At 69.6% G+C, this 24666-nt stretch carries 23 protein-coding genes; 8 read left to right on the top strand and 15 right to left on the bottom strand.

What is annotated here, in order from left to right:
- Positions 1-48 precede the first annotated feature (48 nt).
- Positions 49-891, top strand: coding sequence for a hypothetical protein (locus GC203_RS16800; protein WP_293456915.1), 843 nt, complete (start codon positions 49-51; stop codon positions 889-891).
- On the opposite strand, the gene GC203_RS16795 is transcribed toward GC203_RS16800, so the two are convergent.
- Together GC203_RS16795 and GC203_RS16790 are read right to left on the bottom strand one after the other, a co-directional pair.
- Positions 892-1266, bottom strand: coding sequence for a hypothetical protein (locus GC203_RS16795; RefSeq protein WP_293456912.1), 375 nt, complete (start codon positions 1264-1266; stop codon positions 892-894).
- A 32-nt stretch (positions 1267-1298) separates the two neighbouring features.
- Positions 1299-2114, bottom strand: a complete 816-nt coding sequence (locus GC203_RS16790) for a universal stress protein (RefSeq protein ID WP_293456909.1) — start codon at positions 2112-2114, stop codon at positions 1299-1301.
- A 107-nt stretch (positions 2115-2221) separates the two neighbouring features.
- Between GC203_RS16790 and GC203_RS16785 the strand changes: the two genes are divergently transcribed.
- Complete coding sequence (locus GC203_RS16785; protein WP_293456906.1) at positions 2222-2866, top strand: HD family hydrolase; 645 nt, start codon at positions 2222-2224, stop codon at positions 2864-2866.
- Positions 2863-3822 carry an NAD regulator gene (locus GC203_RS16780; RefSeq protein WP_293456903.1) on the top strand — a complete coding sequence of 320 codons (960 nt, stop codon included), beginning with the start codon at positions 2863-2865 and terminating at the stop codon, positions 3820-3822. The genes GC203_RS16785 and GC203_RS16780 overlap by 4 nt, the downstream gene beginning before the upstream one ends.
- On the opposite strand, the gene GC203_RS16775 is transcribed toward GC203_RS16780, so the two are convergent.
- The 3 genes from GC203_RS16775 to GC203_RS16765 all read right to left on the bottom strand — a co-directional run bounded on the left by GC203_RS16775 (position 3758) and on the right by GC203_RS16765 (position 5763).
- Positions 3758-4696 (bottom strand): sterol desaturase family protein, encoded by a 939-nt coding sequence (locus GC203_RS16775; RefSeq protein WP_293456900.1) that lies wholly within the window; start codon positions 4694-4696, stop codon positions 3758-3760. The genes GC203_RS16780 and GC203_RS16775 overlap by 65 nt on opposite strands.
- Positions 4693-5082: a hypothetical protein gene (locus GC203_RS16770; protein WP_293456897.1), complete on the bottom strand. Its 390-nt coding sequence runs from the start codon at positions 5080-5082 to the stop codon at positions 4693-4695. Before GC203_RS16770 ends, GC203_RS16775 begins: the two co-directional genes overlap by 4 nt.
- A 144-nt stretch (positions 5083-5226) precedes the next feature.
- Positions 5227-5763, bottom strand: coding sequence for a porin family protein (locus tag GC203_RS16765; protein ID WP_293456894.1), 537 nt, complete (start codon positions 5761-5763; stop codon positions 5227-5229).
- Positions 5764-5960: 197 nt separating this feature from the next.
- Between GC203_RS16765 and GC203_RS16760 the strand changes: the two genes are divergently transcribed.
- Positions 5961-7076 carry a beta-ketoacyl-ACP synthase III gene (locus GC203_RS16760; protein ID WP_293456891.1) on the top strand — a complete coding sequence of 372 codons (1116 nt, stop codon included), beginning with the start codon at positions 5961-5963 and terminating at the stop codon, positions 7074-7076.
- Here GC203_RS16760 and GC203_RS16755 read toward each other — a convergent pair.
- Positions 7063-8274, bottom strand: a complete 1212-nt coding sequence (locus tag GC203_RS16755; protein ID WP_293456888.1) for a M48 family metalloprotease — start codon at positions 8272-8274, stop codon at positions 7063-7065. The two genes, GC203_RS16760 and GC203_RS16755, sit on opposite strands and share 14 nt — an antisense overlap.
- A 95-nt stretch (positions 8275-8369) precedes the next feature.
- Between GC203_RS16755 and GC203_RS16750 the strand changes: the two genes are divergently transcribed.
- Positions 8370-10091, top strand: coding sequence for a D-aminoacylase (locus GC203_RS16750; protein ID WP_293456885.1), 1722 nt, complete (start codon positions 8370-8372; stop codon positions 10089-10091).
- Positions 10092-10187: 96 nt separating this feature from the next.
- Positions 10188-10532, top strand: coding sequence for a VOC family protein (locus GC203_RS16745; protein WP_293456882.1), 345 nt, complete (start codon positions 10188-10190; stop codon positions 10530-10532).
- 52 nt (positions 10533-10584) lie between these two features.
- On the opposite strand, the gene ppdK is transcribed toward GC203_RS16745, so the two are convergent.
- The 6 genes from ppdK to GC203_RS16715 all read right to left on the bottom strand — a co-directional run bounded on the left by ppdK (position 10585) and on the right by GC203_RS16715 (position 17909).
- Positions 10585-13278, bottom strand: a complete 2694-nt coding sequence (gene ppdK, locus GC203_RS16740) for a pyruvate, phosphate dikinase (protein ID WP_293456879.1) — start codon at positions 13276-13278, stop codon at positions 10585-10587.
- Between the two features lie 18 nt (positions 13279-13296).
- The gene (gene glyS, locus GC203_RS16735) at positions 13297-15300 is read right to left on the bottom strand and encodes a glycine--tRNA ligase subunit beta (protein WP_293456875.1); all 2004 of its coding nucleotides are present in this window, start codon (positions 15298-15300) and stop codon (positions 13297-13299) included.
- Entirely contained in the window at positions 15300-15806 is a 507-nt protein-coding gene (locus GC203_RS16730) for a DUF2314 domain-containing protein (protein ID WP_293456872.1), read from the bottom strand. Before GC203_RS16730 ends, glyS begins: the two co-directional genes overlap by 1 nt.
- A gap of 8 nt (positions 15807-15814) precedes the next feature.
- Positions 15815-16699: a glycine--tRNA ligase subunit alpha gene (locus tag GC203_RS16725; protein ID WP_293456869.1), complete on the bottom strand. Its 885-nt coding sequence runs from the start codon at positions 16697-16699 to the stop codon at positions 15815-15817.
- Positions 16700-16793: 94 nt separating this feature from the next.
- Entirely contained in the window at positions 16794-17210 is a 417-nt protein-coding gene (locus GC203_RS16720) for a hypothetical protein (protein ID WP_293456866.1), read from the bottom strand.
- An 87-nt stretch (positions 17211-17297) separates the two neighbouring features.
- Positions 17298-17909, bottom strand: coding sequence for a fasciclin domain-containing protein (locus GC203_RS16715; RefSeq protein WP_293456863.1), 612 nt, complete (start codon positions 17907-17909; stop codon positions 17298-17300).
- A gap of 392 nt (positions 17910-18301) precedes the next feature.
- On the opposite strand from GC203_RS16715, the gene GC203_RS16710 reads away from it, so the two are divergent.
- Both GC203_RS16710 and GC203_RS16705 read left to right on the top strand, forming a co-directional pair.
- Entirely contained in the window at positions 18302-18640 is a 339-nt protein-coding gene (locus GC203_RS16710) for a P-II family nitrogen regulator (protein ID WP_293456860.1), read from the top strand.
- 25 nt (positions 18641-18665) lie between these two features.
- Entirely contained in the window at positions 18666-20135 is a 1470-nt protein-coding gene (locus GC203_RS16705; RefSeq protein WP_293456857.1) for an ammonium transporter, read from the top strand.
- 201 nt (positions 20136-20336) lie between these two features.
- Here the strand turns inward: GC203_RS16705 and GC203_RS16700 are convergent, their stop codons facing one another.
- The 3 genes from GC203_RS16700 to GC203_RS16690 all read right to left on the bottom strand — a co-directional run bounded on the left by GC203_RS16700 (position 20337) and on the right by GC203_RS16690 (position 24626).
- A complete protein-coding gene (locus GC203_RS16700) occupies positions 20337-21212 on the bottom strand; it encodes a 4-(cytidine 5'-diphospho)-2-C-methyl-D-erythritol kinase (RefSeq protein WP_293456854.1) in 876 nt (291 codons plus the stop codon).
- 2 nt (positions 21213-21214) lie between these two features.
- Complete coding sequence (locus tag GC203_RS16695; RefSeq protein WP_293456851.1) at positions 21215-22900, bottom strand: tetratricopeptide repeat protein; 1686 nt, start codon at positions 22898-22900, stop codon at positions 21215-21217.
- A gap of 67 nt (positions 22901-22967) precedes the next feature.
- Positions 22968-24626: an electron transfer flavoprotein-ubiquinone oxidoreductase gene (locus GC203_RS16690; RefSeq protein ID WP_293456848.1), complete on the bottom strand. Its 1659-nt coding sequence runs from the start codon at positions 24624-24626 to the stop codon at positions 22968-22970.
- Between the last annotated feature and the right edge of the window lie 40 nt (positions 24627-24666).

Genomic DNA, 24666 nt, shown 5'->3' with positions numbered 1-24666 from the left:
CGAAGGGCTCCGACCACGCTTGCGGGCGACAGGACGGAGCCCTTTTTCATGAAGACCACTGCCCTTCTCGCGGTGTCGGCGCTGGCGCTGGGCGCGGCGGCCTGCAGCCCCAACGGGCCGCCGCCGAAGCGCGCCGCGCTGGACTGCCCCTCGAAGCAAGGCGACCTGGAGCGCACGTCGGTCGCGGCCGACGGCAAGACCTGCACCTATGTGGCCGACGACGGCGCCGAGGTGACCCTCCAGCTCGTCTCGGTGAAGGGCGGCATCGACGCCACCCTGTCCGGGCTCGAGGGCGAACTGACGCCCGCGGGCGAAGCCGTCGCCGCTGGCGAAGCCGGCGCGACCGCCGACGCCAGCGAGGCCAAGCCCGCGGAGGTGGTCTCCAAGCCCAGCGACGCCGCCCGCAAGGCCGCGGCCGAGGCCGAGCAGGACTCGAAGTCCGCCATGGCCAGCGTGAAGATCGAGAAGGACGGCCAGACGATCGTCGACATCCACGGCGATCATCCCGCGGTGGTCGAGGACACCCACGGGACCACCCACGTGAACCTTCCCGGCATCCACATCACCGCCAACGACGACGAGGATACGGCCAACGTCCAGATCGGCCCGCTGCACGTCAACGCCGGCGACGACGGCGCGACGATCCGCGTCCGGCGCGACGTGCGGCTGCGCGGCGAGGCGTTCAGCCCGGACAAGCGCGGCGTGCGGGCCACCTTCATCTACACCGGCCCCAACCTGCCCGACGGCTATCGCTACGTCGGCTACGAGGCCGGCGGCCCCAAGGCCGGGCCGATCACGGTGGCGATCGTGAAGTCGAAGTCGCACGGTCCCGACGGCGGCGAGCTCTATCCCGACGTCAAGCGGCTGGTGCGCCGGAACGGCGGCGTCTGATCACGCCGCCGGCTGCACCTCGACCACCTTGTAGGTGAGCGGCCGGCCGTCCTCGTCGGTCACGGTCACGTACTCGCCCACCGCGAAGCGGTGCTGGCCGAGACGATAGACCGGCTCATCGTCGGCCGTGTCGCCCTCGTCATAGTCGAAGAACCACTTCTGCCCCTTGCGGGCCAGGCGACCGTCGGCCGGATCCTCGTCGGGCGCGAAGCGGCGGACCGTGCAGGCGTCGCGCGCCTTGGCGTAGGCGTCCGCATCCAGCAGCCCGTCCGGCGTCAGCGGCGCGGTCAGGGCGTAGCCGCGGTGGTCATCGCCTCCCGCGAACTCGGTCCCCGGGTTGCGGGCAAGCCGCATCACGATGCGCGACAGGGCCATTCAGACACCTCCTGATAGGTCAGATAAGCACGTTAGTGGGAAAGGAACAGGGACGGACTGTCTGCGCCGAGCAACGTCCGCGTCGTCCCTCCGAAGATGAACTCCTGGAGCCGCGGATGGCCAAAGGCCCCCGCCACCAGGATGTCGGCGCCCGCGCTGGCGGCGGCGCCCATGATCGCAGGCGCCGCATCGCCGCTGTCGTCGAGCAGCCGGACCTCGGCCGCCACGCCGCGCGCGGCGTAGTAGGCCTGGAGCTTGGCCGGGTCGAAGGTGCGCGAACTGGCCTTCGGCGCGGCGATGATCACCACCTTGGACGCCTTCTCCAGCAGGGGGGTCGCCAGACGCGCGGCGCGCGAGGCTTCTTTGCCGCCGTCCCAGGCCACGGCGACGACGCCGCCGTCGATCTTCAAGCCGTCCCGCGCGACCAGCACGGGCCGCTGTTCGTCGGCCACCATCTGCTGGAAGGCCTCGGCCAGCGGGCCGCGCCCACGCGCCGGATCGCTGGTGAAGACGATCACGTCCGACAGCCGGCTCTCGGCCGACAGACCCGCCCAGACCGGCGTCTGCAGCGCCACGAACTGCTTCTTGTCGTAGACGACGCCGTCCAGCGCCTTCAGCGCGCTGACCTCGCCCGCGGCCGTGGCCTCCTTGAGCGATTCCAACGCCGTGGTCTGGACGCCGCCCAGGAACCCCTCGCCCATCCAGGGCATCACGTCGGCGACGTCGGCAGGCGTATAGACACCCGCCAGTTCCGCGCCGAACGCCTCGGCGACCAGCGTCGCCGCCGCGACGGCCGCAGCGTCTCCCTGGCCGCCCGACAGCGGCGCCATGATGCGGGCCCAACTCATATGTCCGTCCTTCCTCGCTTTGATCCTGACGGAGGTCGCCCCAAGGCGGATTGATCTTTGTCAGGTCCTGGGTCAGGTCTCGCCCCGACAGTGAAAGGAATGCGCGCTTGAGAAAAGGGCTGCGTCGCGGAAAGGAGGCTCCAAGGGCCTGGCAGCGCATGTTGTCGGGCCGCCGGCTGGACCTGCTCGACCCGTCGCCGATGGATATCGAGATCGAGGACATCGCCCACGGCCTCGCCCGGGTGGCCCGCTGGAACGGTCAGACCGTCGGCGCGCACGCCTTCTCCGTAGCCCAGCATTCCGTGGTGGTGGAGGAGATCGTCGCCCACATCCAGCCCGACGTCGAACCCCGCTGGCGGCTGGCCGCCCTGCTCCACGACGCATCGGAATATGTGATCGGCGACATGATCTCGCCGTTCAAGGCGGCCCTGGGCGTGGACTACAAGCTGTTCGAGGAGCGTCTGGAGACGGCGATCCATGTGCGCTTCGGCCTGCCGGCCAAGACGCCCGTGGCGATCAAGAAGCTGATCAAGCGGGCCGATCGCGCCTGCGCGTTCTTCGAGGCCACCCAGCTCGCGGGCTTCAACCACGCCGAGGCGCTGGATTTCTTCGACGCGCCGCCCGCCGGCTACACGCTCAGGATCGAGCCCCAGGCGCCCGACGACGCCCAGACCCACTATCTGCGCCGCTTCGAGGTGCTGTCGGAGGCCGCGGGCTATACGCCGCACGCCCAGGCGTTCGACACGGAATGACGTCGTCCGTCGTCATCGGACTGTCCGCCGTGGTCGTCGCGATCAGCGACGGCGAGGCGGTCGTGCTCACTGTGCGCCAGAAGGGACCGGGGGGCGACCTGACAGGCCTCCCTTCGGGCCCGTTCAGCCCGGGCGGCCATCGCACCTTCGAACTCGCGCTGCGCGCCTTCGTGACCGAACAGACCCGGTTCGACCTGGGCTATGTCGAACAGCTCTACACCTTCGGCGACAGGGGCCGCGACGCGCCCCTGGCCGACGTGGGCGGCGACCGCGCCGGCCGCGTCGTCTCGGTGGGCTACCTCGCCCTGGCCCCCGCCGCCGTCGACACCCACTTCGCCGGCAGCGAGTGGAAGCCGTGGTCGCGGTTCTTTCCCTGGGAAGACTGGCGCGCCGGCCGCCCGGGCGCATTCGCCGCGATCGAACCCGCCCTGCGCAACTGGGCCGGCGGCGACCCGCAGAAGCTGGCGCGCGCGCGCCTGCTGTTCGCCCTCGACGGCGCGCCCTGGAACGAGGAGCGCGTGCTCGAGCGCTACGAACTGCTCTACGAGGCCGGCCTCGCCCCCGAAGCGACGCGCGACCGCGGCGAGACCGCCCCCCAGCGCGGCGACGCCCTGATCGCCGCCCTGGGCGAGTCGATGATCTCCGACCACCGCCGCATCCTGGCCACCGCGCTGAGCCGTCTGCGCGGCAAGCTGAAGTACCGCCCCGTGGTGTTCGAGCTGATGCCCGACGAGTTCACCCTCTCGGCCCTGCAGCGGACGGTGGAGGCCATCGCCGGGGTGCCGCTGCACAAGCAGAATTTCCGCCGCGCGCTGGAGCGCGCCCAGTTGGTCGAGGGGCTGGGCCGTCTCGACGCCGAGACCGGCGGGCGGCCCGCGGAGCTGTTCCGGTTCAGGCGGGAGATTCTTGCGGCGCGGCCGGTTGGGGGCCTGTCGCTCCCGCTGCTGCGGGACTAGTCGCCCTGGCCTTGAGCATCGCGCTCGTCTCGCGGCTCCCGTCATGGCTCCAGCCGGGCGGACCGAAGACGTAGCCCAGGGCGTGGCGTGGGTGGCGCAGGGCGTCGCCCGCCATGGCGATCCATTCGTGGAAGGCGACCCGGACGATGTTGAAGGTCGCCAGGTTCTTCACCAGGCCATAGCGGCACGGCTCCTCGTCCAGCTCGGGCTGGAAGGTGCCGAACATCCGGTCCCAGACGATCAGGATGCCGGCGTAGTTGCGGTCGAGGTACACCGGGTTGCGCGCGTGGTGCACCCGGTGATGCGACGGCGTGTTGAACACCGCCTCGAACCAGCGCGGCATCCGGCCGACGGCCTCGGTGTGGATCCAGTACTGATAGACGAGGCTGACGCCCTTCTGGAGGGCGATCATGGCCGGCGGGAAGCCCAGCCAGGCCAGGGGCAGCCACAAGAGCCAGCTGCCGTTGAACGCGCCCGTCCAGGTCTGCCGCAGCGCCGTGCTGAGATTGTAGTGCTGGCTGGAGTGGTGATTGACGTGGCTCACCCACCAGAAGCGCCGCTCGTGGCTGATCCGGTGGAACCAGTAGTAGGTCATGTCCTCCAGCAGGAAGATCGCCACCCAGGCCCACGCCGCGGTCATGGGGATGTCGAACAGGCGGTGCTGCCAGACCCAGAGGGTCGCCGCCACGATCACGCCGCCGGTGAGCACCCCGGCGACCGTCGAGCCCAGGCCCATGGCCAGGGAGACGGCGGTGTCCTTGGTCTCGTAGCTGGCCTTGGCCTTGCCCAGGCGCGCAAAGACGATCTCCAGGATGATCGTCAGGATGAAGAGCGGGGTCGCCAGCGTGACCGGATCGATGTGGACCCGGGTCATGCGGCCAAGTCTTTGGGCGGCCAGGCCGGCAGGGCGATGACGGCGGTGGGCGCGGCCACGTCGGCGAGGTTGAGCCGCAGGCGTCCGTCGCGGAAGCTGGCGGCGATGGCCTGGGCCCACGGGATCTGACGGGCGGCGAAGCCGTCGCCCACCCGGCACAGCACCAGCGCCAGCCCGCCCGACCGGGCGAGCGCGCCCGCCCCGTCCGAGGCCACCCACACCGCGTCGATGCGGCGGCCCGGGAACTCCTCGGCCAGCATCTCCCGCGCCTTGTGTTCGTCCAGCGGCGAGACCGGCCGGGCGATCTTGGCCCAGGCGGCGAGCGCGACGAGAGCGCCGACGGCGGCGGCCGACGCGCCCAACTGGACGAAGAAGCCCGCATTCATGGCGGTTTCCTCCCACGTCTTTGGACGGGCAAGGTGGTCGCGAAACCGTCACAGGGTCAAGGAGAAGGCCGCCCCTGCGACAGGGCGGCCTTTCCTTGGGCTCCGGTGTTTCCGGGAACCGGGCCGAAGCCCGGGTCCGCGCCGCTAGAACTTGCGCGTGTAACCGATGGTCCACACGTTGGCGTGGCCTTGGTCGTGGTTGAACTCCTGTCGCGTGTAGTCGACCCGCACGCCGTTGGCGCCGTCGAAGAAGTGCTGGGCGCCGACGCCGTAGTTCCACGACTCGTTCGACGCCGAATCGGCGACGCCGCCCACCGTCGTCCGCAGGCGCGTGGTGCCGTAGCCGACGCGGGCCAGGAGGTCGGTGTTGGGGCTGATCGGCGCGAAGCCCACCACATAGCCGGCCAGCTCGTGACGCATCTTGGTGCTCACGTCGACGCCGGCGATGGTGTCGGTGTCGCCCTTGAGGCCGGTCGCGGCTTCACCCTCGACGCCCAGCCAGTTGTTGAACCGGTAGCCGAGGCGGCCCTGCACGATCTTCAGATCGGGCGAGCCCAGGTCGTCCAGACCCAGGTTCAGGTTGGCGTAGGCGCCGGTCGTGGCCGTCTGGGCCTGGCTGGCGGCGGGGAAAGCGGCGGCGATGGCGGCCAGCGAGGCCGCAGCGATGAGAGACTTTTTCATTTTGGGGGAGGTACTCCGTACGCGTCCTGGACAGCCCGCCCAAGCCCATTCGGGATCGCCGGAAAACGCGGCGCATGGCCGCCGGTTCTGTGGCGGCGACATGTTCGTTCGGTGTCGTTGCCCGAAAGCCACATTCCCCGTGACGCCACGGCGCAGCGTGCTAATCAGACGCTCCAAGTTTCGGGAGGAATTCAGGAATGTCGAAAGCGGTGATCGCCGCCACGGGGCTCTACACGCCGCCGTACAGCCTCTCGAACGCCGAGCTGGTCGAAACCTTCAACGCCTATGTGGAGCGCTTCAACGCCGCCAACGCCGAGGCCATCGAGGCCGGCGAGGTCCAGCCGCTCCAGCCCTCCTCCGTCGAGTTCATCGAGAAGGCCTCGGGCATCAAGGCCCGCTTCGTGGTCGACAAGACCGGCCTCGTCGACCCCGAGGTGATGCGGCCGGTCATTCCCGAACGGCCCAACGACCAGATCTCCGTCCTGGCCGAGATCGCCGTCGAAGCGGCGAAGGCGGCGATCGCGCGCTGGGGCAAGCCCGTCAGCGAGATCGGCGCGGTGATCTGCGCGGCCTCCAACATGCAGCGCGCCTATCCGGCCATGGCCATCGAGGTGCAGCAGGCCCTGGGGATCGACGGATTCGCCTTCGACATGAACGTGGCGTGCTCCTCGGCCACCTTCGGCATCAAGACCGCGGCCGACTTCGTCACCTCGGGCTCGGCGAAGGCCGTGCTGATGGTCAACCCGGAGATCTGCTCGGGCCACCTGAACTTCCGCGACCGCGACAGCCACTTCATCTTCGGCGACGTGGCCACGGCGGTGATCGTCGAGCGGACCGAAGACGCCACGGGCGGCTGGGACATCCTGGGCACGCGCCTCAAGACCCAGTTCTCCAACAACATCCGCAACAACTTCGGCTTCCTGAACCGCGCCGCGCCCGAGGGGATGGGCCAGGCCGACAAGCTGTTCGTGCAGGAGGGCCGCAAGGTGTTCCGCGAGGTGGTGCCGATGGTCTCGGAGATGATCGTCGAGCACGCGAACGACCTGGGCATCGACCCGCACGGGCTGAAGCGCCTGTGGCTGCACCAAGCCAACATCAACATGAACGAGCTGATCGGGAAGCGCGTCCTGGGCCGCGAACCGACGCGGGCCGAGAACGTGATCATCCTGGACGAGTACGCCAACACCTCCTCGGCCGGCTCGATCATCGCCTTCCACAAAGCCAACGACGACTTCGCGGCCGGCGAGACCGGCCTGATCTGCTCGTTCGGCGCGGGCTATTCGGCCGGCACGGTGTTCGTCAGGAAGCGCTAGGCGCGGCGGGCGGCGTCGCCGGCTTCGGGTGCGCCGCCTTCCAGTCCATGCACTTGCGCACGCGGCTGCCCACCGAGGGATGGTCGTAGAACAGGATCTCCTCGAGCTTCGAGGGCGTCGCCGCGCGGTACTCGATCGTCTTCACCAGGGCGCGGGCCAGCCCGTCGGGCTCGTCGACGTGTTCCAGGGAGAAGCTGTCGGCGTCGGCTTCGCCCAGGCGGCCGATGGTGTTGATCGCCGGCGTCGCGAGCAGGCCCAGCACCGCCAGCAGCATCGCGATCACCGGAAAGCCGGCCGGGTCGGCGATGGACCCCACCCCGCGGCCGCCCGCGAGCCGCAGCACCAGAGGGTAGAGCCGGTCGATCAGGAAGAACCCCGCCAGCGCCATCAGGCCGAAGGCGGCGGAATAGGCGAACGCGTGACCGCGCACGTAATGGCCCATCTCGTGGCCGACGACGCCCTTCACCTCGGCCAGGTCGGCGTTCTTCTTGAACATCACGTCGCTCATGGCGATCCGCGCCGTGCCGAACAGGCCCGAGACGTTGGCGGTGTAGCGGTTGGACTGCCTCGATCCGTCGTAGATCAGGATCTTGTCGGCCGGCACGCCGTTCTCCTCGGCCATCTCGACGATGGCGTCGCGCACCGGTCCCGGCGGGGCGGGCCGGTAGTCGTTGAACAGCGGCTCGACCAGCACCGGCGAGACGACGAACATGAAGACGATGAACACGGCCACGGCCGTGCCACTCCAGATCCACCAGGTCTGCGGCCGTCGCCGGATCGCCAGGTAGATCAGCTCGGTCAGGATCACGTGGGCCGCCGCGCCGAGGGCAAGATTCAGGACCTGTTCGCCCAGCCACCCGCCCAACGCCTGGCTGGTGAGGCCGTACTGGTGTTCGCGCCACCAGCCGGCATAGGCGCTCCAGGGCAGGGTCAGCACGAAATCGGCGATGGCGAAGACGGCGATCACCGCCGCCACCGCCAGGGCCGGTCGCGGCCGGCGCCGCTCGATCCGGGCCCTCAGCCGCACCAGCACGCCCGACCGCAGGATCAGCCAGGCGGACAAGACGCCCACCAACGCGCCCCAGAGCAGCAGCCAGTGGCCGCCCTGCGTGTACGCCTCGGCCTTGGCGTGCGCCTCGGGGGGCAGTTGTGCGAGGTAGGCCGCGGTCGCGGCGGCCGGATCGAATCCCTGAGCCATAATTGAGCTTGTCCCCTCCCAGGCGAGTAGATCACCTACGGCGAGGCTTTTCAGCGGCCAATTCGCGCTAGTCTGCGCCGCGACAGGAGAGTCCCATGAAACTTCGCCTCGCCGGCCTCGCCCTCGCCAGCGCCCTGACGACGGGCGCCGCCCCCGCTCCGCCGGCTTACGACCTGCTGATCCGCGGCGGGGACATCTACGACGGTTCGGGCGCGGCGCCGATCAAGGGCGACGTGGGCGTGAAGGGCGACCGGATCGTGTGCGTCGGCGGTTGCCCGGCGGGCGCGGCGGCCAGGACGGTGGACGCCACGGGCAAGGCGGTGTCGCCGGGCTTCATCAACATGCTGTCGTGGTCCACCGAGAGCCTGATCCAGGATGGCCGCGGCCTGTCGGAACTGAGCCAGGGGATCACGCTGGAGGTGATGGGCGAAGGCTCGTCGATGGGGCCGCTGACGCCGCAGATGAAGGCGCTCGAACTCCAGCGTCAGGGCGACATCAAATACCCGATCACCTGGACCACCCTGGACGAGTATCTGCGCTTCCTGGAGTTGAAGGGCGTGTCGATGAACGTGGCGTCGTTCGTCGGGGCCGGGACGGTGCGGGTGAACGTCCTGGGCGAAGGCGACGTCGCCCCCTCGCCCGCCCAGCTCGATCGGATGCGTGGCATCGTCCGCAAGGCGATGGAGGACGGCGCCATGGGCGTCGGCTCGTCGCTGATCTACGCGCCCAGCACCTTCGCCAAGACCGACGAACTGGCCGCCCTGATGACCGAGGCCGGCCGCTGCGGCGGCATGTACATCAGCCACATGCGCTCGGAAGGCGCGCGGCTGATCCCGGCGATCGACGAACTGATCGAGATCTCGCGACGATCGGGCGCGCCGGCCGAAATCTACCACCTCAAGGCCAGCGGCAAGGAGAACTGGAACAAGCTGGACGAGGCCCTGGCCCACATCGAGGCCGCCCGGGCCGCCGGCCAACGGATCACCGCCGACATGTACACCTACACCGCCGGCTCCACGGGGCTGGACGCGGCCATGCCCACCTGGGTGCAGGCCGGCGGCGTGGAGGCCTGGATCGCCCGCCTGAAGGACCCGACGATCCGCGCCAAGGTGCTGGCCGAGATGCGCTCGCCCACGCCCGGGTTCGAGAACCTCCAGCGCAGCGCCGGCGCCGAGGGCACGCTGCTGGTGGGCTTCAAGAACCCCGCGCTCAAGCCGCTGACCGGCAAGACCCTCGCCGAGGTGGCCAGGATGCGCGGCGTCAGTCCCCAGGACGCGGCCATCGACCTGGTGATCGAGGACGGCAGCCGCGTGCAGGTGATCTACTTCCTGATGAGCGAGGAGAATGTCGCCCGCGAGGTCGCCCTGCCCTACGTCAGCTTCGGCTCCGACGCCGAGGGCCAGGCGCCCGAGGGCCCGTTCCTCCTGTCGTCCACCCACCCGCGCGCCTACGGCAACTTCGCCCGGGTGCTGGCCAAGTATGTGCGCGACGAGAAGCGGATCACCCTGAGCGAGGCGGTGCGCAAGCTCTCCGCCCTGCCCGCCCATAACCTCGGCCTGCACGACCGCGGCATGCTGAAGGCCGGCGCCTACGCCGACATCGTGGTCTTCGATCCCGCCACGATCCAGGACCACGCCACCTACGAGAAGCCCCAGCAGCTCGCCACCGGCGTCAGCGAGGTGGTGGTCAACGGCCAGCTCGCGCTCGAACACGGCGTGGCCACCGACGCGCGGCCCGGTCGCGTCGTGCGTGGCCGCGGCTGGACGGGCTGGTCCGACGGGGGCTGCCGCAAGAGCGCCGCCGACTGGAGCTGGTAGGATCGCCCGGCCCACCGCGGCGGGAACGGCAAGAATGGCGTTGCCAAAAAAAATGTCTGCCGGCCTATTCGGGAGCAGCGTCGAACAGGACACGTCATGCAGCTCGCCCTTCGCCGGATCATCGTCTTCACGGCCGACCTACCGCGCCTGGCGGCGTTCTATGAGCAGGTGATCGGCCTTCGGGCGATCGGCCATGAACCCGGATGGGTGGAATTCGACGCCGGCGGCTGCAATCTGGCCCTGCACGCCGGCCGCCCCAAGATCGGCGCGAGGCCGCCCAAGCTGGTGTTCTTCGCCGCCGATGTCGCCGTCGCCCGGACGAACCTCGTCACCCGGGGCATGAAAGGGTTGGGTCCCGTGACATCGACCGCCAACTTCGACATGTGCGACGGCGCCGATCCCGACGGCAATCCGATCCAGATCTCCAGCAGGACGACCTAGAGCCCGTCGGGGCGCAGACGCCTCCGCCTCGCCCGCCCGATCCGGGAAGGACCTAGCGGTCTTTCTCGCGCTCGCCGATGGCGGCCTGGGCCGCGGCGAGGCGGGCGATCGGCACGCGATAGGGCGAGCAGCTCACGTAGTCGAGGCCCACCTTCTCGCAGAAGTCGATCGAGGCCGGGTCGCCGCCGTGCTCGCCGCAGATGCCCAGCTTCACGTCGGGACGCACCGCGCGGCCGCGCTCGGCGGCGATGCGGATCAGGTCGCCCACGCCGTCCTGGTCGAGGCTGACGAAGGGGTCCTTCTCGAAGATCCCCTTCTCGATATAGGCGTTCAGGAAGCGGCCGGAATCGTCGCGGCTGATGCCGAACGTCGTCTGGGTCAGGTCGTTGGTCCCGAACGAGAAGAACTCGGCGTTCTCGGCCAGGTCGCCGGCGCGGATCGCGGCGCGCGGCAGTTCGACCATGGTGCCGACCTTGTAGTCGATCTCTCGCTTCTGCTCGGCGATCACCGCCTTGGCGGTGCGGTCGGTGAGGTCGCGGAGGAACTTCATCTCCTCGCCCTTGGCCACCAGCGGGTGCATGATCTCCGGGATCGGCGCCGGGCGGCCCTCGGCGGCCACCTCGCAGGCGGCCTCCATGATCGCCCGCACCTGCATCTCGTAGATCTCGGGGTACGAAACCCCCAGCCGGCAGCCGCGGTGGCCCAGCATCGGGTTCACCTCGTGCATCTCCTGGGCGCGGCGCAGCAGCTTGGCCGGATCGAGCCCGGTGGCCTCGGCCACAGACTGCACGTCCTCCTCGGTGTGCGGCAGGAACTCATGCAGCGGCGGATCGAGCAGGCGGATGGTGACCGGCAGGCCTTCCATGATCTTGAACAGCTCGACGAAGTCGGCCCGCTGCATCGGCAGGATCTTGGCGAGCGCCGCCTTCCGGCCGGCCACGTCGTCGGCCAGGATCATCTCGCGCACGGCGGCGATCCGCGCCGGGTCGAAGAACATGTGCTCGGTGCGGCACAGCCCGATGCCCTCCGCGCCGAACTGGCGGGCGGTCGAGGCGTCGAGCGCGGTCTCGGCGTTGGCGCGCACCTTCAGCCGGCGCACCTGGTCGGCCCAGCCCATCAGCGCGCCGAAGTCGCCCGACAGCTCGGGCTCGATCATCTTCACCGCGCCCTGCAGCACCTCGCCGGTCGAGCCGTCGATGGTGACGATGTCGTAGGCGCGGATGGTCTTGCCGCGGGCCCGGAATTCGCCGGCCCGGGCGTCGATATGGATTTCGCCCGCGCCGGAGACGCAGGGACGGCCCATGCCGCGCGCCACCACCGCGGCGTGGCTGGTCATGCCCCCGCGGGCGGTGACGATGCCGCGGGCGGCGTCCATGCCGCGGATGTCCTCGGGCGAGGTTTCCTCGCGCACCAGGATCACCGCCTCGCCCGAACCGCCCAGCTTCTCGGCCTCCTCGGCGGTGAACACCACCTTGCCGGTGGCCGCGCCGGGGCTGGCCGGCAGGCCGGTGGCGATCACGTCGCGTGGACTGGCCGGGTCGATGGTGGGGTGCAGCAGCTGGTCGAGCGAGGCCGGCTCGACGCGCATCACCGCCTCTTCCTTGGTGATCAGGCCTTCATTGGCGAGGTCCACCGCCACCTTCAGCGCCGCCTTGGCCGTGCGCTTCCCGTTGCGGGTCTGCAGCATGTAGAGCCGGCCCTGTTCGACCGTGAACTCGATGTCCTGCATGTCGCGGTAGTGCTTCTCGAGCGTTCCCACGACTTCCTTGAACTGGGCGAAGACCTCGGGCAGCGCCTCCTCCATCGAGGGATTGGTCTCGCCCATCTCCTCGCGCGCCACCTTGGTCAGGGGCTGCGGCGTGCGGATGCCCGCCACCACGTCCTCGCCCTGGGCGTTGATCAGGAACTCGCCGTACAGCCGGTTGTCGCCGGTCGACGGATTGCGGGTGAAGGCCACGCCGGTGGCCGAGCCGTCGCCCATGTTGCCGAACACCATCGACTGGACGTTCACGGCCGTGCCCCAGCTTTCGGGGATGTCGTGCATGCGCCGGTAGAACTTGGCCCGGTCGTTCATCCAGCTGGCGAACACGGCGCCGATCGCGCCCCAGAGCTGGGCCTTCGGGTCCTGCGGGAAGGGCTCGCCCAGCTCCTGCTCGACGGCCTGCTTGTAGTCCGCGACGACGGCTTCCCAGTTCTCGGCGGTCAGCCCGGTGTCCACGTGGACGTCCAGGCGGTCCTTATGGTCGTCGAGGATCTCCTCGAACATGTGGTGGTCGAGGCCCAGCACCACGTTCGAGTACATCTGGATGAAGCGGCGGTAGCTGTCGAAGGCGAAGCGGCGGTCGCCCGAGAGCTTGGCCAGGCCGTCGACGGTCGCGTCGTTCAGGCCCAGGTTTAGGACGGTGTCCATCATGCCCGGCATCGAGGCCCGCGCGCCCGATCGCACCGACACCAGCAGCGGATTGGCCGCGTCACCGAAGCTCTTGCCGGTCAGCTCCTCCACCTTGGCCAGGCCGGTGGCGACCTGCGCCTCCAGCTCGGCCGGATAGCTGCGGCCGTTGGCGTAGTAGTGGGTGCAGGCCTCGGTGGTGATGGTGAAGCCCGGCGGCACCGGCAGGCCCAGCGACGACATCTCCGCCAGGTTGGCGCCCTTGCCGCCCAGCAGGTTCTTCATCGACGCATCGCCGTCGGCCGCCCCCCCGCCGAAGGCATAGACCCAACGCGTCTTCACCATCGTCTCGGCCATCGTCTTCGCAGTCCCTCGTCAGCCAGTGATCTGAGAGAAGTCCGCCACCTGGCCCATGGCGTCCTTGACCGTCGCCAAAAGGCGCAGGCGGTTTTCCCGCTCTTCCGGTACATCCGAATTCACTAACACCTTGTCGAAGAAGGCGTCGACGGGCGCACGAAGCGCCGCCAGAGCCGTCATCGCCCCGGCGAAATCCTCGCGGGCCAGCATCGCGCCCAGCTCGCCTTGCGCCGTCTCGACCGCCGCGATCAGGTCCCGCTCCTCGGGCTCCGGGTTCGCGGGCCTGGGCGCGCCGGTGGGCAGCGGTCCCTTCTTCTCCTCGGCCTTCAGGATATTCACGGCGCGCTTGTACCCGGCCAGCAGGTTCGCGCCATCCTCCGTCGTGAGGAAGGCGGCCAGCGCCTGCACCCGCGCCACGATCCGCACGAGGTCGTCGTCGCCCAGCGCGAACACCGCGTCGACCAGATCGTGCCGCTGGCCGTCGTCGCGAAGCTGGACCTTCAGGCGGTCGGCGAAGAAGGCGAGCAGTTCGTCGGAGACGGACGATTTGAGCGGCAGGCGCACGCCCGTCGCCAGCACGATCCGGATCACGCCCAGGGCCGCGCGGCGCAGGGCGAAGGGGTCGCGCGAGCCGGTCGGCTTCTCGCCGATGGCGAAGAAGCTCACCAGCGTGTCCAGCTTGTCGGCCAGGGCCACGGTGGCGGCGGCCGGCGTGGTCGGGACCGCGTCGCTGGGGCCCTGCGGGCGGTAGTGGTCGCGGATCGCCTCGACCACTTCGGGGTCCAGGCCCTCGTGCTGGGCGTAGTAGCCGCCCATGACGCCCTGCAGTTCGGGGAACTCGCCCACTACGCCCGAGACGAGGTCCGACTTGCAGAGGCTGGCGGCCTCGGCCGCCTTGGAGCGCACGGCGTCGTCGCCCAGATAGGGGGCGAGCTGTTCGGCCAGGCTGACGATCCGCTGCACGCGGTCGTACATCGTGCCCAGCTTGGCGTGGAAGGTGACGCCCTTCAGCTTCTCCAGCCGATCCTCAAGGCGGACGCGCTTGTCCTCCTCCCAGAAGAACCGCGCGTCGGCCAGGCGGGCCGACAGCACCTTGGCGTTGCCCTTGGCGATCGTCTTGCCGCCGTCGGTGGCGTCGATGTTGGCCACGGTGATGAAGTGGGGCGCCAGCTTGCCGTTCCGCGGGTCGCGCACCGCGAAGTAGCGCTGGTGCACGCGCATGGAGGTGCGGATCACCTCGGCGGGCAGATCGAGGAAGGCCGGGTCCATGTCGCCCAGCACCGGCACGGGCCATTCCACGAGGCCGGCCACCTCGTCCAGCAGGCCCTGGTCCTCGACCAGTTCCAGGTTGCGGGCGAAGCAGAGGGTGCGGGCCGCGTCGAGGATGCGCGCCTTCCGCTCATCGGGATCCAGCACGACGTAGTGCTTGGCCAGCTTGTCGGCGTAGGTCTCGAAGTCGCGCGCCTTGAACGGCTGGCCCGAGCCCATGAAGCGGTGGCCCTCGGTCGTGTCGCCGCTCTCGATGCCGTCGACGTTCAGCGGCACGATCTCGCCGTCGAAGACGCAGAGGATGCGCCGCAGCGGCCGCACCCAGCGCAGCTTCGAGACGCCCGAGACCATCGACTTCGGCCAGGGGAAGTTGCGGATCACGTCCTCGACGACCGCCGCGACGATCTCCGAGGTCGGCTTGCCGGGCTTATGGACGGCAGCGAACCAGACCCCGTCCTTCTCGACGAGCTGATCCTTGGAGAGGCCCGTCTTGCGCAGGAAGCCCTCCAGCGCCTGCTCGGGCGCGCTGGTGCGTGGGCCCTTCAGCTCCTCATGGCGGTCGGCCTGGGCCGCGGGCAGGCCCTCGGCCGCCAGCGTCAGGCGCCGCGCGCCGGCGAAGGCGGTCAGCGCCTCGGGCAGCAGCCCCTCAGCGGCCAGGCGCTCGCGGACCATGCGCTCCAGGTCGCGGGCGGCGTTCGCCTGCATGCGCGCGGGGATTTCCTCGCTGAGGAGTTCGAGAAGCAACTGGGGCATCAGTGGTCGCCGGCCTCGAGCGGGGTCGGGGCGAGGAAGGCCGAGGCTTCGGCGCGTTCGGCCGCGGAAACCCTGCTCATCATCGCGCGCGTGGAGAAGTGCCCATAGGCGCGGCCGTCCTTCACATATTGCCAGTCGACGATACGCGAGGGTTGGAACTCGACCGGCTGGCCTGGCTGGAGGTTCTTGATGGCCTCGGGCGCGCTCGCCAGACGGCCGCGCACCTTTCCGTCTGGGGCCACCTCGAACACCGCGATCCAGAGTGCTTCCTGACCCCGGCCGTCGTCGGTTGGGAAGAGCGCCTTGACGGCGAAACGGCTGTAGCCCTCGGCGTGAGCGTTAAATTTCGCCCAGAATACGGGCAGCGCGTCCGTCGCCTGTTTCCGAGCGGCGTCCAGGGCCGGGTCGCGCGCCGAACTCCGCACGGTCGTGTCCGACTGGGCCCTGGCAGGCTCGGCCGGATCTGCGCAGGCGGCGACCGCGAGAGCGGCAAGGACCAACGACATGCGAGACATCACGCGTTCCCGCCCTGCTCGGCGACCCAGGCCTCGGCGCACATCTTACAGAGGTCGCGGATACGGCCGATGTAGCTCTGGCGCTCGGCCACGGCGATCGCGCCGCGGGCGTCCATGATGTTGAAGAGGTGGCTGGCCTTCAACACGTGGTCGTAGGCCGGCAGGGCCAGCGGCTGGCCCTGGCGCCCCCTGGCGGCCAGGATGCGCGGCACCTCGCGTTCCATGTCCTCGAACTGGCGCTTGCAGGTGGCCACGTCCGCCACCTCCAGCTCGAACGCCGAGAACTGCTGCTCGTTGGCGAGGTAGATGTCGCCGTAGCGGAACTCGTCGTTGAACCGCAGATCGTAGACGTTGTCCTTGTCCTGCAGATAGAGGCTCAGCCGCTCCAGGCCGATGGTCAGCTCGCCGGCCACCGGGAACACGTCGAGCCCGCCCACCTGCTGGAAGTAGGTGTACTGGGTGATCTCCATCCCGTCGCACCAGACCTCCCAGCCGAGGCCCCAGGCGCCGACGGTGGGGTTCTCCCAATCGTCCTCCACGAAGCGGATGTCGTGCACGCGGGGATCGATGCCGATCGCCTCCAGGCAGCCCAGATAGAGCTCCTGCAGGTTCTCGGGATTGGGCTTCAGGATCACCTGGTACTGATGGTGCTGGTGCAGCCGGTTGGGGTTCTCGCCATAGCGGCCGTCGGCCGGCCGTCGCGAAGGCTGCACATAGGCCACCTTCCAGGGCTTGGGGCCCAGCGTACGAAGCACCGTCATCGGCGAAAGCGTCCCCGCGCCGACCTCGACGTCATAGGGTTGCAGGATCGCGCAGCCCTGGCGGCTCCAATAGTCGTGGAGCTTCAGGATCAGGCCCTGAAACGAAAGCGGTTGGTCAGGCATCGGGGGGTTCGAAATCGTGGGCGTTCGCAGGCGCAAAAAAAGCCGGCGGACCATAGGGCCCGCCGACCTTCGCTTCAACCAGTCAAACGGGTGTTCAGTTGCCCGCCGGCTTCGTCATCTTGCCGGCGTGCGAACGCGGCCCGCCGTACTTGGCCCGGTTCTCCGGCGTGTCGGGGATCGGCCCGTTGGTCACGGTCAGGTTCGTCACCGTCGCGGTCGGCTGCGAGTACTCGCTCACCGAAGGCGTCGACGGCAGCGGCGGGTTGACCGCCAGGCCGGACGCGGCGGCGGGCGGCGGCGTCGCCGTCTCCGCGTCCGCGCCCGTCTGGACCTTCACGGTGTCGGTGTACTGCTTGTCGTCCGGCGGCGCGTGGGCGCCGTTCCAGTCGCCCGTCACCGAGCCGGGCAGCGGCGCGCCCGTCGAGGTGACCGGTTGGTCCTGCTGCGCGAAGGCCGCGCCGCCCAGAAGCGCGGCGACGGCCGTCGCGGTGGCGAAATGTAAGAGCTTCATGATCAGAACTCCGGTGGTTGCGTGGTCCCCACGCCCCTCCCGATGTGTGCTGAAGCTCTTACGGTTCAGACGCCGGATGGTTCCCGATCAGGCGCCGGGATTCGCCGGGGCGGTGGTGGAAGCGTCGGCCGCCGCCGGTTCGGCCGGCGCGCCTTCGCCGTGGACCAGCACGTGGTCGACCACCTGCAGCAGGGCGGTGGAGGTCTGCAGGTCGGGCTGGACGATGGTGGCCCCATCGACCTTCAGCGCGCCGCCCTCATCGCTGCCGTCCAGCATGATGGTGTCGCCCGCGGCCGACGGGACCGGCCCCTTGGCCCCCTTGATCTTCGACGACGGGATCGGCGCGTTGACGATGTGGTGCAGGATGAAGTGCTGCATCGCCGTCTTGTCGGACTGGAGCGCCGCCAGCTTGTCGGCCGGCATCTCGGCGAAGGCCGCGTCAGTCGGGGCGAAGACGGTCAGGTGGTACTGGTTGCTCTTCAGCAGGCCGGCGAGGTTGGTGGCGTCGATGCCCTTCACGAACGTCGTGAACTGACCCGACAGCTTCAGGGTGTCGACGAGATCGCCGTTCACCACGACCGGCTTGGCCGCGGCCGCGGCCGGGGGCGAGGCGGCGGTGGCGGCCTGGTCCTGGGCGAAGGCCGGCGTCGCGATCAGAGCGGCGACGGCGGCGGCGGTGAGAAAGCGGGTCAGCGACATTCAGTATCCTTGCGGTTCAAAATGATGGCCCCTCGGCGCGCCTGAACGGCCGAGCTGAAGAAGCGGGCGCGGTTTCCAGTCTCGCGTTGCGATGAGACTAGGAGCGGAAAGCGCCGGATTTACGACGGTGAGCGGACACGTCAAGGGCGCCACCCCCCCTCTGGACACCACATTTTGCCGCATTTGACGGCGCCAACGCCATGAGGCGCCCAACAATTGAGCGGGCCGAGGCTTCTTCAACAAACTGTCAAGCCGACGGGCCGTGCCCCGCGACCTCCCACCGTAGCGTTCGACCGACCGCCGCCAACGGGGACTGCAAGACGATTTGCGGCGGTCTTTGAGCAATCGAGAGGGGTAGGCCCGCCCTCAGGGCCGGACGCGGGAGCGAGCGGATGAAACTCATCATGGCGATCGTCAAACCCTTCAAGCTGGACGATGTGCGCGAAGCGCTCGTCGCCGCCGGCGTGGAGGGTCTGACGGTCTCGGAGGTCAAGGGATATGGCCGGCAAAAGGGTCAGACCGAGATCTATCGGGGGGCGGAGTACCAGATCAACTTCCTGCCCAAGGTGAAGCTCGAGGCGGTCGTCGACGACGCCGCGGCGGGCAAGGCGGTGGAGGCCATCAAGGCCGCAGCCGCCACCGGCAAGATCGGCGACGGAAAGATCTTCGTCCTCGACGTCTCGGAGGCGGTGCGCATCCGGACGGGCGAGACAGGCGCCGCGGCGCTCTAGCGAGACGGGACAAGGGGATTAACTCATGAATTTCTTTGGGAAAAAGCGGCTGGCGGGACTGATGCTCGCCGCCGTGGTCGCCGGGGCGCCGTTGGCGTCCGTGGCGTTTGCACAGGAGGCGGCCGCGCCGCCCGCGGCCGAAGCGGCCGCGCCTGAGGCGGCTCCGGCGCCCGACGCCGGTGCGGTGACGGCCACCCCGGCGGAAGCGCCTGCGACGGCCTCGGAAGCGGCCGAGCCCGCAGCGCCGGAACCGGTGCTGATGGCTCACCAGAAGAAGCTGGAGCTGGACGGCGGCGCCGCAGCCTGGATCCTGACCTCGACCGCCCTCGTGCTGATGATGACGGTCCCGGGCCTGGCGCTGTTCTACGGCGGCATGGTGCGGAAGAAGAACTTCATCGCCACGGTGGCCCAGTCGTTCGCCATCACCTGCGTGGTGACGCTCGTCTGGATGGGCATCACCTACGGCATGTCCTTCGGCGTGAACCCCTCCGAGGGGCTCAACAAGTACGTCGGCAGCTTCTCGCTCATCTTCCTGAAGGGCGTGACGATCGACACCGCGTTCGCGTCGGCGCCGCAGCTGCCCGAGTTCCTCTGGGTCGTCTACCAGATGACCTTCGCGATCATCACCCCGGCCCTGATCGCCGGCGCTTTCGCCGAGCGCATGAAGTTCTCGGCCATGCTGCTCTTCATGGTCCTGTGGTCGATCTTCGTCTACGCGCCGATCTGCCACTGGGTGTGGGGCGGCGGCTGGCTGGGCGGCCTGGGCGTCCTCGACTTCGCGGGCGGCACGGTGGTGCACATCAACGCCGGCGTCGCGGGCCTCGTCTGCGCCCTCGTGCTCGGACCGCGCAAAGGCTACGGCTCGGAGAACATGGCGCCGAACAACCTGGTCTTCACGATGGTGGGCGCCAGCCTCTTGTGGGTCGGCTGGTTCGGCTTCAACGCCGGTTCGGAATGGGCCGCTGACGGCCTGGCCTCGGCCGCCATGCTGAACACCCAGGTCGCCACCGCCGCGGCGGCGCTGGCCTGGATGACCGTGGAATGGATCGAGCGGAAGAAGCCCGGCATGCTGGGTCTGGCCTCGGGCGCCGTCGCCGGCCTCGTCGCCATCACCCCGGCCGCCGGCTTCGTGAACCCGCAGGGCGCGCTGCTCGTCGGCCTGGCCGGCGGCGTGGCGGGCTATGCCGGCGCGGTCTGGATCAAGAAGGCCTTCAAGTACGACGACAGCCTGGACGCCTTCGGCGTGCACGGCATCGCCGGCATCACGGGCGCTCTCCTGACCGGCCTGCTGGCCGACAAGGCGATCAACAGCGCCGGTGAAGGCGCCTCGATCGTGAAGCAGCTCATGGGCGTCAGCGCCACGATCGTGTGGTCGGGCGCGGTGAGCTTCGTGATCCTGATGGTCTGCAAGTTCACCACCGGCCTGCGGGTCAGCGAGGAAGGCGAAGTGGAAGGCCTCGACCTGGCCCTCCACGGCGAAGCCCTTCACGAGTAGTTCTGGGGGAGAGGACGCCCGGGTCCATGCGGCCGGGCGTCCCTGGGATGGAGACGGGGGTCCTTTCGGGCCCCCGTTTTCTTTTGGCCCAGAGCGCGATGGGGTCAGGTGGAATCACCTGACGGCTGAATCGCGCTCGAGATTCAAAGGTATGGAGCGCGTTCGAGCGGCGAAACCGCTCACACTTTCGCCTAACGCGCTCTAGTTCCAGGGGCCGCCCAGGCGGCCGCGCCGCACCCACCATCGCGGAGCCAGCGCCTCGATCCGCTCGGCCAGCGTCTCGGCCGCAAGGTCGTCGGCGCAGAGCGCGAAGCAGGTTCCGCCCGAGCCCGAGACCCGCGCCAGCAGCGCTTCGGGCTCGCCGCGCAGGGCCTCCAGCACCACGCCCACCTCCGGCGCGACGGCCACCGCCGGCGCCTCCAGATCGTTGCGGAGCCCGGTCAGCCAGGCGGCCAGTTCCTGCGGCGTTTCGAAGGCCTCGGGCATCGGCGGCGGGGTCACGTCGCCGAACGCGCCGATCCCGTCGAGGCGGCGATAGACCTCCGGCGTCGAGACCGGCACGCCCGGATTGACGAGCACGACGTCCAGCGGCGGCAAGCCCGGCGCCGGGGAGAGCCGCTCGCCCCTGCCCTCGGCCAGCACCGGCCGGCCCCACAGGCAGGCCGCGCCGTCCGCTCCTAGCCGGGCGGCGACTCGTTCCAGGCGCGCGTCATCGATCTGTGGCGCGAACACGTCGCGGATCAGGCGCAGCACGGCGCCGGCGTCGCTGGACCCGCCGCCCAGGCCCGCGGCCACCGGCAGGCGTTTGTCGAGCGACATCGACAGCTCGGCCATCGGCCGGCCCAGTTCGTCGACGAAAGCCCGGACCGCCTTGAAGATCAGGTTGTCGGTCTCCCGGCCCAACGCGCCCGCGAATGGCCCGGACACCGTCAGCCGCCCCTCCCCCAGCTCGATGCTCACCCGGTCGCCGACATCAGCGAACGCCATCAGGCTGCAGACCGGGTGATAGCCGTCATCGCCCGGCGCGCCCACGTGCAGGAACAGGTTGATCTTGGCCGGCGCCAGCGCCGTGGGCATGCCTACTGTCCGGCAAGCCGCGGCGCGGGGCCGAGCCCGGAGGCGAGCTTCCGCTCGGCGTCGGCCCTGACGTTGTCGTCCGGCTTCAGCGTCAGCACGCGCCGCCACTGGAAATCGGCCTCGTCCTTGCGACCCACCATCCAATAGGCGTCGCCGAGGTGGTTGTTGATCTCAGGGTCGCCGGCCTCGAGTTCGACCGCCTGCTCCAGGATCTCCACGGCCTTCTTGTAGTCGCCCAGGCGATAATGCGCCCAGCCGAGGCTGTCGACGATCGCGCCCGAGCGCGGATTGGCCGCCACCGCCTTCTCGACCATCCCCAGCGCCGTCTTGAGGTTTTCGCCGCGGTCGATCCAGGCATAGCCAAGATAGTTCAGCAGCTCCGGCTCGTCGGGCCGCAGTTCCAGCGCCTTGGAGAGGTCCTTCTCCGCGGGCGGCCACTGGCCCTGACGCTCATAGGCCTGCCCGCGGGCGTAGTAGAGCGTCCAGTCGGGCGTCTTCTGCTCGGCGATCAGCGTGTCGAGCAGCTTGATCGCCTCCTCGTACTTGTAGTCGGCTCGCAGCAGGTCGGACAGCACCATCCGCGCGTCGGAATCGCCCGAGGCCGCGGCGTTGCGGGCCAGCTTCAGGGCCGTCTCCTTGTCGCCCTCGCGCTGGTAGCTCCAGGCCAGCTTGGCCTGGGCGGCCGGATACTCCGGCGAGCCCGGCTTGGGGCGCCCGTAGGCCAGGCGCGCGCCTTCGGCGTCGTCGGCCTGCTGCAGCACGTCGCCCAGCATCAGCCACGCGTCGTTGCGTTCCGGATCGAGGCGCAGCGCGAGGCGCAGATAGGCAAGCCCGATCTGGTCCTGCTTGGCGCTGATCATGGTGGCGGCCGGCGCCAGCAGCGCGAAAGCGGCCCCCTCCCGGATCGTCGGCGTCGCCGGCGCGGTCTTGCCGGCCGCCGCCCTCGCCCGCGCGGCCTTGAGGGCGACGCTCTCGGGATTGCGCCCCAGGGCGGCGTCGTAGAGCGCCACCGCCTCCGCCCGCCGGCCGCGCCGCTCCAGGAAGCCGCCATAGGCCAGCACGGCGATCTCGCTGGGATTGTCCCCGCCGGTCACCAGCTTGTAGTCGGTCTCGGCCTCGTCGAAGCGCCGGGCGCGTTCGAAGAGGTGGGCCTGGCCGATCTGGCCGAAATAGTCGACGCCGCCGTCGCCCCGCAGTTGCGGCCGCACGATGGAGCCTTCCGTGTCCCCGGCCGCGGCCGCCACCCAGGGGCCCAACAGCGCCGCGGCGGCGCGGTGCGGGAAGCCGATGCTCTCGCCCGTCAGCTCGTCCTTCGCCGCCTTGCCACGGCCGTTGGCGAGGTCGGCCACCACCTTCACCAGCCGCCCCAGCCGCTTGCCGGGCTCGGACGCGTTCGGGCCGTCCGGGGCCAGTTCGGCGGCGTGGTCGATGTCGCCGGCCATCAGGGCCGCGGTGAAGGCCCGTTCGGCCACCGCCGGCTCGTCGCCGCTCTCGGCGCGCGCGAGATCGAGGAACTTCGCCGCCTCGCCTGGCCGGCCGTTGCTCAGCGCCGCGCTGCCGGCGAGGAACATGCCGTAGGCGCTGTCGGCGGCGGCTTCGGCGGCGGGTTGGGACGAGGCGGGCGGGACGGTGGCGCAGGCGCCCAGCAGGAGCAGGGGCGCGCTGGCGGCGAGAAGGATACGACGCATGGCCCGGACTCTGGGCGTGCGCGGCGTCCGCGGCAAGCTCCGCGTCGCCGCACGGCGCCCGATTTCGTCACATGTTCGGGTAGTTGGGCCCGTCGCCGCCCTGCGGCGTCGTCCAGTCGATGTTCTGCGACGGATCCTTGATATCGCAGGTCTTGCAGTGGACGCAGTTCTGGAAGTTGATCTGGAACTTCGGGTTCTGGCCGTTGTCGTCGTACAGCACCTCGTAGACGCCGGCCGGGCAGTAGAGCCGCGCGGGCTCGCCGTACTTCGGCAGGTTCACCGAGATCGGCACCGACGGATCGCGCAGGTGCAGGTGCGCCGGCTGGTTCTCGTCATGGTTCGTGTTCGACAGGAACACGCTCGACAGCTTGTCGAAGCTCAGCACGCCGTCGGGCTTCGGATAGACGATCGGCTTGTAGTCCTTCGCATCGCCCGTCGAGGCCGCGTCGGTCTTGCCGTGCTTCATCGTGCCGAAGAACGAGAAGCCGCCGAGCAGGCTCGTCGTCCACATGTCGAACATGCTGACGGCGCCGCCCAGGGCCGTCCCGAACTTCGACAGGATCGGCTTGGCGTTGCGGACGAGGTTCAGCTCCTTCTTGAGCCACGAGTGATCGAACGCGTCCTTGTAGGCCGCCAGTTCGTCGCCCGAGCGACCGGCCGCGATGGCCTCGGCGGCGGCCTCGGCGGCCATCATCCCGCTCTTGATCGCGGCGTGGCTGCCCTTGATCCGCGGCACGTTCACGAAGCCCGCGCTGTCGCCCAGCAGGACGCCGCCGGGGAAGTAGAGCTTCGGGATCGACTGCAGGCCGCCCTCGCTGATGGCCCGCGCGCCGTAGGCGATGCGCTTGCCGCCCTCCAGATGCCGCGAGACGTCCGGGTGGTGCTTGAAGCGCTGGAACTCGTCGAACGGCGAGAGCCAGGGGTTCTTGTAGTTCAGGTGGGTGACGAAGCCGATCGCCACGTAGTTGTCGCCGAAGTGATAGAGGAAGCTGCCGCCGCCGGTCTTGTCGTCCAGCGGCCAGCCGGTGGTGTGCTGCACCAGCCCGGGCTGGAACACCGCGTCCGGCACCTGCCACAGCTCTTTGATGCCGATGCCGTACTTCTCGGCGTCGGCCCCGTCGTTCAGGCCGTACTTCTTGCGCAGCACCTTGGAGAGCGAGCCGCGCACGCCCTCGCCGATGAGCACGTACTTGCCGCGCAGCTCGATGCCCGGCTCATAGCTGGGACCCGGCTTGCCGTCCTTGCCGATGCCGAACTCGCCGGCCACCACGCCCACCAGGGTGTCGCCGTCGAACACCGGGGCCGAGGCGGCCATGCCCGGATAGATCTCGACGCCCAGCGCCTCGGCCTGCTGGCCGAGCCAGCGGCAGACGTTGCCCAGGCTGGCGATGTAGTTGCCGTGGTTGTTCATGAAGGGCGGCATCGCCCACATGGGCAGTTCCAGGCTGCCCGCCTCGCCCAGCAGCAGGAAGACGTCCTTGGCGACCGGCGTCTCCAGCGGCGCGCCCTGGGCCTTCCAGTCGGGGATCAGCTCGGAGAGCGCCTTCGGATCGATCACGGCGCCCGACAGGATGTGCGCGCCCACCTCGGCGCCCTTCTCCAGCACCGCCACGGTCAGATCGGCGTTGATCTGCTTCAGCCGGATCGCCGCGGCGAGGCCCGATGGCCCGGCGCCGACGATCACGACGTCGTATTCCATCGCTTCCCGCTGGACGCCTTCGCTCATTGCGTTCCCCTCCGCCTCGCGGCGCATCCCGGCCATTGGC

This window comes from Phenylobacterium sp., assembly GCF_016124325.1.
Taxonomy (GTDB): Bacteria; Pseudomonadota; Alphaproteobacteria; order Caulobacterales; family Caulobacteraceae; genus Phenylobacterium.
This window is presented reverse-complemented; position numbering and strand designations above follow the sequence as displayed.

Excerpts from the sequence above, each read along its gene's own strand:
- GC203_RS16725 (WP_293456869.1), bottom strand. The coding sequence starts at position 16,699 with ATGCCTGACCAACCGCTTTCGTTTCAGGGCCTGATCCTGAAGCTCCAC.
- GC203_RS16710 (WP_293456860.1), top strand. The coding sequence starts at position 18,302 with ATGAAACTCATCATGGCGATCGTCAAACCCTTCAAGCTGGACGATGTG.
- GC203_RS16715 (WP_293456863.1), bottom strand. The coding sequence starts at position 17,909 with ATGTCGCTGACCCGCTTTCTCACCGCCGCCGCCGTCGCCGCTCTGATC.
- GC203_RS16795 (WP_293456912.1), bottom strand. The coding sequence starts at position 1,266 with ATGGCCCTGTCGCGCATCGTGATGCGGCTTGCCCGCAACCCGGGGACC.
- GC203_RS16800 (WP_293456915.1), top strand. The coding sequence starts at position 49 with ATGAAGACCACTGCCCTTCTCGCGGTGTCGGCGCTGGCGCTGGGCGCG.
- GC203_RS16745 (WP_293456882.1), top strand. The coding sequence starts at position 10,188 with ATGCAGCTCGCCCTTCGCCGGATCATCGTCTTCACGGCCGACCTACCG.
- GC203_RS16775 (WP_293456900.1), bottom strand. The coding sequence starts at position 4,696 with ATGACCCGGGTCCACATCGATCCGGTCACGCTGGCGACCCCGCTCTTC.
- GC203_RS16780 (WP_293456903.1), top strand. The coding sequence starts at position 2,863 with ATGACGTCGTCCGTCGTCATCGGACTGTCCGCCGTGGTCGTCGCGATC.
- ppdK (WP_293456879.1), bottom strand. The coding sequence starts at position 13,278 with ATGGCCGAGACGATGGTGAAGACGCGTTGGGTCTATGCCTTCGGCGGG.
- GC203_RS16760 (WP_293456891.1), top strand. The coding sequence starts at position 5,961 with ATGTCGAAAGCGGTGATCGCCGCCACGGGGCTCTACACGCCGCCGTAC.
- GC203_RS16705 (WP_293456857.1), top strand. The coding sequence starts at position 18,666 with ATGAATTTCTTTGGGAAAAAGCGGCTGGCGGGACTGATGCTCGCCGCC.
- GC203_RS16765 (WP_293456894.1), bottom strand. The coding sequence starts at position 5,763 with ATGAAAAAGTCTCTCATCGCTGCGGCCTCGCTGGCCGCCATCGCCGCC.
- GC203_RS16790 (WP_293456909.1), bottom strand. The coding sequence starts at position 2,114 with ATGAGTTGGGCCCGCATCATGGCGCCGCTGTCGGGCGGCCAGGGAGAC.
- GC203_RS16730 (WP_293456872.1), bottom strand. The coding sequence starts at position 15,806 with ATGTCGTTGGTCCTTGCCGCTCTCGCGGTCGCCGCCTGCGCAGATCCG.
- GC203_RS16695 (WP_293456851.1), bottom strand. The coding sequence starts at position 22,900 with ATGCGTCGTATCCTTCTCGCCGCCAGCGCGCCCCTGCTCCTGCTGGGC.
- GC203_RS16720 (WP_293456866.1), bottom strand. The coding sequence starts at position 17,210 with ATGAAGCTCTTACATTTCGCCACCGCGACGGCCGTCGCCGCGCTTCTG.
- GC203_RS16700 (WP_293456854.1), bottom strand. The coding sequence starts at position 21,212 with ATGCCCACGGCGCTGGCGCCGGCCAAGATCAACCTGTTCCTGCACGTG.
- GC203_RS16770 (WP_293456897.1), bottom strand. The coding sequence starts at position 5,082 with ATGAATGCGGGCTTCTTCGTCCAGTTGGGCGCGTCGGCCGCCGCCGTC.
- GC203_RS16690 (WP_293456848.1), bottom strand. The coding sequence starts at position 24,626 with ATGAGCGAAGGCGTCCAGCGGGAAGCGATGGAATACGACGTCGTGATC.
- glyS (WP_293456875.1), bottom strand. The coding sequence starts at position 15,300 with ATGCCCCAGTTGCTTCTCGAACTCCTCAGCGAGGAAATCCCCGCGCGC.
- GC203_RS16750 (WP_293456885.1), top strand. The coding sequence starts at position 8,370 with ATGAAACTTCGCCTCGCCGGCCTCGCCCTCGCCAGCGCCCTGACGACG.
- GC203_RS16755 (WP_293456888.1), bottom strand. The coding sequence starts at position 8,274 with ATGGCTCAGGGATTCGATCCGGCCGCCGCGACCGCGGCCTACCTCGCA.